Source organism: Nostoc cf. edaphicum LEGE 07299, assembly GCF_015207245.1.
Lineage (GTDB): Bacteria > Cyanobacteriota > Cyanobacteriia > Cyanobacteriales > Nostocaceae > Nostoc > Nostoc edaphicum_B.
Genome location: NZ_JADEXF010000259.1, coordinates 1 through 5,980 on the forward strand (window position 1 = coordinate 1; position 5,980 = coordinate 5,980).

Here is a 5,980-nt window from a genome sequence, read left to right on the forward strand (position 1 = left end):
ATTCAACATTATTTATTTCACTTTTTTGTTGTATTAAAGACACGTACAACAAACTTTCTGACAACAATATTGGAACTAATTCACGAATTGCACTCTTTTGTGACCAAGAGTTAAGGCGTGCCAAACTTGCTGCCAATTCTCCTAATTGTTGCGCGTAGGATTGACGTAAAAAACTCGCTTCAATTGCACTCCAGTTAGGCATTACAATCCTCCTAGCAATTGCTTGGTAATTTGGCTAACTTGTTCTCGAATTTGGTTAGACTGTATTATCATACTACGGTTATTCTGGCTTGGGCGAATGTTGATGATTGACTCAAACACGATTTCCTGAGTCAAAGGAGACCAATCAACACCCCAAATATCTCGTTGTCTGCTACCGTCTTTAAGTAACTCTTGTTCACATTCGTAATGGCGAACGCCACCACCTGCAAGAATTTTGCGTTCGATGTCTACTGCTATTTTAATGAATACATCCCAAGTTTTCACCATTTCGTCTATTTCGTCACGACTAGCAGACTCACGGATTATTAAAATCAATTGAATTTAGTCCCAAGTAGCAATCAACAGGATCATTCCATAGATAAATGAATCACGCCAAACAATTGAACACTGATGAATAAATTCAGGAAAGTTCGCTTATATCCCCGAATTTAGCAAAGCGCATTCGGGGCCTTTACGCATCACCCATCGTAAAGCTATTTGCTTCGAGAAAGGATAAAAATGATAAAGGCTGACTCATATTAGCAGCAAAGCCCAGAATTCCTGGATCTCGATGAGAGTAAAGTAACTGGCCTTTACTATCAAACAAAAAAGTTCCACCGCGCTGAGTTAAGTAGGCAGAATTTGGTACATAAGTGTGCCAATTGCTCAGAACTTCCACCATATTACGTAGCCGTAGAGTTGCTAATTCAAAGGGACGTTGAAAACCATTTCCGCCAGCTAATCGGAAAAACGAGCCTTTAAAAGCAGGTAGAGGAGTATCTTGAATAATTTCATCATCTTCAATGAGTTGAGGCGCTTGACGATCTCCCCTGTATCCCCGAAAAACTTCTCTTAGCGTTCCTGGACTTCCAAACCCTGCACACATTAACATTAGATTTAGCCAAGCTTGATGAGACACAGAAAGTCCAGGTAGAGTCAGATTCAGACCTGAATAAAGTTTAAGTTGGTGATGTAATTCTGCATTGGGTTCAACAAATAAATTTTCCGGTGAAAATCCTGTATATTGACAGAATCTTGTTCCAGAGGTGCGTGAGCCAATTCCCACTGCACGAATAGTGAGTTTTTCAGGAGTCAATTTTTTAGCTTTGCGCTGTAACCACCATGCATATTCAAGGCTATCAAAATCCCCAAGTTGTGGCCAGACTAAAATCAGGATATGTGAGGCAGTCTCGCAATTTTCTAGTAGGGGTCGGGTCATGCCATCACTAACACACTGAAGTTCAGTCTGATTAAGGATATTGTAGGGATTCATTAAAAATGATTAACTGCTATTGAGCTATCCAATTTTAATTTACAAGAAGTAAGTTGATCAATATAAATTTGTGTATGAGAGCCAAATGTTAAAAGAACTTCACCTCCAACAAGTTGGTCCTGCTGCCCATTTTGATGTCGCATTTGCCGATAGGCTCAATATATTTACGGGTGATAATGGTTTAGGTAAAAGTTTTTTACTTGATATTGCATGGTGGGTGATGACTACAAATTGGGCGGAGCAACCAGCGTACCCACAGCGAGTCAGAGGTGAAAATCCGCAAATTACAGCCGTAGTTAGCAATAAAAAAAATATAAGAGAGTATCAGAGCCAGTTTGATTTTTCTGAACAGCAATGGCGTAATTTACAAATGCCGCCTTTATTAAAAGAAGTAGTTATTTATGTGCGGGTTGATGGTAGTTTTTCTGTTTTTGACCCTGCTCGCCAACGCGATATTGCTTATAATTTTAATCCAAATACACTTTGGAATGGATTAAAGTCAAAAGGTAAAGTTATTTGTAATGGTCTAATTCAAGATTGGGTTACATGGCAGAATCAACCCAATAAATATCCATTTGAACTCTTTTCTAATGTCATTAAAAAACTTGCACCTCACCCTTCCGAATGGATAGAAGTGGGAGAAACAACGCGAGTTTCTATTGAAGACGTGCGCGATATTCCTACAGTGAACCTACCTTACGGGAATGTTCCTGTTACTCAAACATCAGCCGGAATGAAGCGTATTCTGGGACTAGCTTATTTACTAGTGTGGACTTGGTACGAACATAAAAAAGCTTCCGAACTGCGACAACAAAAGCCAGTAAATCAGATAGTTTTACTAGTTGATGAAATTGAATCTCATTTACATCCTCGTTGGCAGAGGGTGATTTTACCAGCTATTTTATCTGTGGTGACAGAATTACAACCCAGGATGAAGATACAGGCTTTAGTAACTACTCATTCTCCACTTGTTCTTGCTTCCTTAGAGCCAAATTTTAATGAGCAAGAAGATAAACTATTTTTATTTAAATTACAAGATACAGAGGTTAGCCTTGACGAAGTACCTTGGTCAAAACAAGGGGACATAGTTGGATGGTTAACCTCAGACATTTTTGGACTCAAACAAGCCCGTTCCAAAGAAGCAGAAATCGCAATTGAAGCAGCAGAGGCTTGGATGCGTGATGATGATATGAATGAGTTTCCAGAAAATCTGAGAATACCAACACAAATTCATCAGGAACTTCAAAGAGTTTTACCAGGACATGACCCATTTTGGCCCCGTTGGATAGTTACAACGGAGAAAAGAAATTCTGGATTATCAGGGGTATAACACAGATGATAAGTAAGGATTCAGGAGTCAGAATTCAGGAGCCAGAATAAATGAGACAACCAGCCAAGACATTCCAAGACTTGATAGTTTGGCAGAAAGCACATAAGTTTGTTTTATGTGTATATCAATTTACAGGTCAATTTCCTAAAACGGAAATCTATGGGCTTACCTCTCAGTTTAGACGAGCAGCAATTTCTATTCCAGCAAATATATCTGTTCGCGGAGCGTCCCGTAGGGAAGGATTCAAGAAAAAGGGAGCAACAGACAAAGTACGGTTTATGAACATTGCACAAGGCTCTGTAGAGGAATGCCGCTACTATCTAATTCTTTCACTCATACCTTGACTACGGTGACACATCAGGATTAATGCTTCAACTTGAGGAGGTTAGTAAATTACTAACAGGTTATGCTAATTCCATTCTGAATTCTGACTCCTGACTCCTGAATTCTTACAATGATGCCATTTAATCCTCCTCCAGAACCACCTGATTTTGATAAAAAAGTGCGACAACCAGGAAATGCTTGGTTGGCAAAAAATCCAAACCCTAAAAAAGGAACCAGAGATTATTGGTCGCCTTTCAAAAGTGATTTAGCTGATGGATTTAATAATCTGTGTGGCTATAGCGTTATGTATGAACCAGTTGGTACAGTAGACCATTATCGCAGCCGTGAAAATTATCGCAATTTAGCTTACGAATGGAGCAATTTACGCTTTGCTTCTGCTTGGATTAATAGTAGTAAAGGTACACTTGATGACCAGGTACTTGACCCTTTTGATTTGGGAGAAGATTGGTTTGAAATTTTGCTTCCTTCTCTACAATTAGTACTAACAGATAAAGTTCCTCCGCAACAACGTCAAAAGGCAGAATTTACTTTGGAACGGTTGCGGTTACGGGATGATGAAAGAGCCTTGCGCCAGCGTCAACAATGGTATCAACTTTATTTGGATGGAGATTTGACTCTACAAGGATTAGAAAAAAAAGCTCCTTTGATAGCGCGTGCGATAAAGAAACAGCAGCAGGCTATTTCTCAACAAGAATAAATGGGTAAAAGTCCGATGAACTTGTCACAGGCTATTAGGTATATATAGCGTTATATATTTCTGTTAGAGTACTTTTTTACTAAAAAAGTAATTTTTCTATTTTTTTAATCATATATACAAACGTGCTTGCATTATCAATAGGCAGTGTGTAACTTGGCAAGTGTGCAGTTCAGTAGGAGAGTAACTGAAGATTAGTTGTATCTGAGTTGAGCTATACCTGTACTAAAGTGACATAAATTGTAAATTATTTTTTAATTTACAAGCAGTTTGGTAAGGTGCTAGTTTAATTTGCTTTCAATTGATGAAGTCTTTCAGTTGGAATTGAGTTTGATGATATGTGAAAACGTTATATACACCCAGAAAACACTTGCCGAAAGATATGGGATTTCTATTGCCGCTTTACAACGGTGGTATCCCTATGCTGGTATAGTCAAACCACGAAAGCGGGGAGGATATTTTGATGCAACAACAGTCGAGATTGCGGATGTTTTCTACGTCGCTATCAAGATTCGGCGGTTGACTTGTGAGGAATATTTACAGCAGGTGATTCCTGCTGGTGGCTTAGATGCTTATTTACAAAAAGTCAATGACGTAAGCCTTTATGATTTTTTGACTAAGCATATATCTGATGAAGAAAAAAATAACCCAATTGTGCAAGCAGTAATTAGGAGAATTGAGCGAAATGAAGCATATCAACAAAGTGGCAGAGACTTTGCAGGTGTCGCCTGATATAGTACGTACCTGCTGTCGGTTGTTGGATTTAGCTTTGCAGCCAAATGATACACTTGACGAAACTGTTGAGCAGCAGCTAGTTCAACTCAAAGAGATAGCCTCTCGTGAAGGTATGTCCCTTGAAGAAGCAGCGCAGCACTTGATTGCAATGCGCGATAGCGAAGCGCTGCTGCGAAGCGCAGATCGCAAATCAGAAGTAGGCGAACATAAGTTCGACAAGCGCGAGTACATCAAACAGCGATTTGGAATAGACCCAGAACAAGCTTTGCCCGACAGCTTTGTAGGAATACTTTACCGAGATGCAGATAGGGGTATTCAGTTAGGGGAATTACGCCATAAGGTGGTGCTTGAATCTTCCACACTTGCTCTAGAAGAATTTGTTTTTCATGGCAGCAGTTTACTTGGTGAAGGTAATACTTCCGTTCCACCTGGTTACGATGAAGCGCAAGAGCGAATTAACTCGCGCATCGATAACGATTTTTTCAGCAAAGTGAACTGGGGGGAAGAGACTCATCCACTGTTAGTCGGTACATCGACACCGCAGCCGAGACAGTTGAAGTCCTCGCAGCCGAAAACCGCGCAATCTCCGAAGAAATAGTAGCTCAAATGCTACCCATCTGCTATCAAATACGGGATGAGAGTTTACTCAACTTGAGAAAGACATCTACCCAGGCAGTTGGTATAAATTTACTTTCAGTAGTAGCTGGGACTGTGATTGGGACGTGGGTAGCAGTTCCCCCAACTCAAGAGAGACAGGAAATTCCGAGTATTCAACCAATTTTGATTGGTGTGGGTATAGGTGAATTAGTTGGCTTGATTCTGGCACTAGTAATAATTTGGTTTACCAGGGACGAACAAAAAACCTAATCAACTTTTCTCTCATCAAGGGAATTACTGATTTTAGTCGCATTATTGCCAGGGAGCAGGTATGAGTGCAGCATTTGACTTTTTGGTTAACACGGCAGGTGGTTTGTTAATGAACCTGGGTGTTTCTGGGATGGTGGGACAATTATTGGGAGTGGGGGCGACCCTTGCCTTGCATCCTCTGTTGCTACTAACCGGGATAGTTGTGGGTGGTGCGGGAATTGCGATCGCGCGAGAGTTAAACAAGCGCCCTCAGTTGCAGTTGGTTGTTGATAATACGTGAGGGGTAAATTATGTTTACTCCTACACCTGTACGAAATAAACAGCCAAGTCGCAGAAAGAAAAAGGTAAATGTTACCCTGTGGACGGTTTGTTCAACTGTTAGTGCGCTGTCTGTTATTGGGGCGGTTGCATTGATGGTTGGATGGAAGCAACAAGTTCCAGGTAATCAAATATCGGAGGTACAACAGGTAAAGGCGCAAGTTTCCCGAATTCGGGAAGTGTACTTAGAAAAGCTTTCCCGTACTGACTACAATAT

8 protein-coding genes and 3 pseudogenes are annotated in these 5,980 nt (G+C 40.4%); 8 read left to right on the top strand and 3 right to left on the bottom strand.

What is annotated here, in order from left to right; all coding sequences use genetic code 11:
- From IQ229_RS09825 to IQ229_RS09835, 3 genes and pseudogenes are all read right to left on the bottom strand, one after another.
- Window positions 1-202: pseudogene (locus IQ229_RS09825) on the bottom strand (hypothetical protein); the annotation flags it as partial.
- Entirely contained in the window at window positions 202-537 is a 336-nt protein-coding gene (locus IQ229_RS09830) for a DUF5674 family protein (protein WP_194043262.1), read from the bottom strand. The pseudogene IQ229_RS09825 and the gene IQ229_RS09830, both read right to left, overlap by 1 nt.
- 136 nt (window positions 538-673) lie before the next feature.
- Window positions 674-1,474, bottom strand: coding sequence for a peroxiredoxin-like family protein (locus IQ229_RS09835; protein ID WP_194043264.1), 801 nt, complete (start codon window positions 1,472-1,474; stop codon window positions 674-676).
- Between the two features lie 85 nt (window positions 1,475-1,559).
- On the opposite strand from IQ229_RS09835, the gene IQ229_RS09840 reads away from it, so the two are divergent.
- The 8 genes and pseudogenes from IQ229_RS09840 to IQ229_RS09875 all read left to right on the top strand — a co-directional run.
- Window positions 1,560-2,804, top strand: coding sequence for an AAA family ATPase (locus tag IQ229_RS09840; RefSeq protein WP_194043266.1), 1,245 nt, complete (start codon window positions 1,560-1,562; stop codon window positions 2,802-2,804).
- Window positions 2,805-2,854: 50 nt separating this feature from the next.
- Window positions 2,855-3,242, top strand: a pseudogene (locus IQ229_RS09845) (four helix bundle protein).
- Window positions 3,243-3,258: 16 nt separating this feature from the next.
- Window positions 3,259-3,846 (top strand): HNH endonuclease family protein, encoded by a 588-nt coding sequence (locus IQ229_RS09850; RefSeq protein WP_194043268.1) that lies wholly within the window; start codon window positions 3,259-3,261, stop codon window positions 3,844-3,846.
- 330 nt (window positions 3,847-4,176) lie between these two features.
- Entirely contained in the window at window positions 4,177-4,575 is a 399-nt protein-coding gene (locus IQ229_RS09855; RefSeq protein ID WP_029631351.1) for a hypothetical protein, read from the top strand.
- A 22-nt stretch (window positions 4,576-4,597) separates the two neighbouring features.
- Window positions 4,598-5,176 (top strand): hypothetical protein, encoded by a 579-nt coding sequence (locus IQ229_RS09860; RefSeq protein WP_194043270.1) that lies wholly within the window; start codon window positions 4,598-4,600, stop codon window positions 5,174-5,176.
- Between the two features lie 8 nt (window positions 5,177-5,184).
- Window positions 5,185-5,445 carry a hypothetical protein gene (locus tag IQ229_RS09865; protein ID WP_039744742.1) on the top strand — a complete coding sequence of 87 codons (261 nt, stop codon included), beginning with the start codon at window positions 5,185-5,187 and terminating at the stop codon, window positions 5,443-5,445.
- Between the two features lie 61 nt (window positions 5,446-5,506).
- Window positions 5,507-5,725, top strand: a complete 219-nt coding sequence (locus IQ229_RS09870) for a hypothetical protein (protein ID WP_011316696.1) — start codon at window positions 5,507-5,509, stop codon at window positions 5,723-5,725.
- 10 nt (window positions 5,726-5,735) lie between these two features.
- Window positions 5,736-5,980 (top strand): annotated as a pseudogene (locus tag IQ229_RS09875) (phage terminase large subunit family protein); the annotation flags it as partial.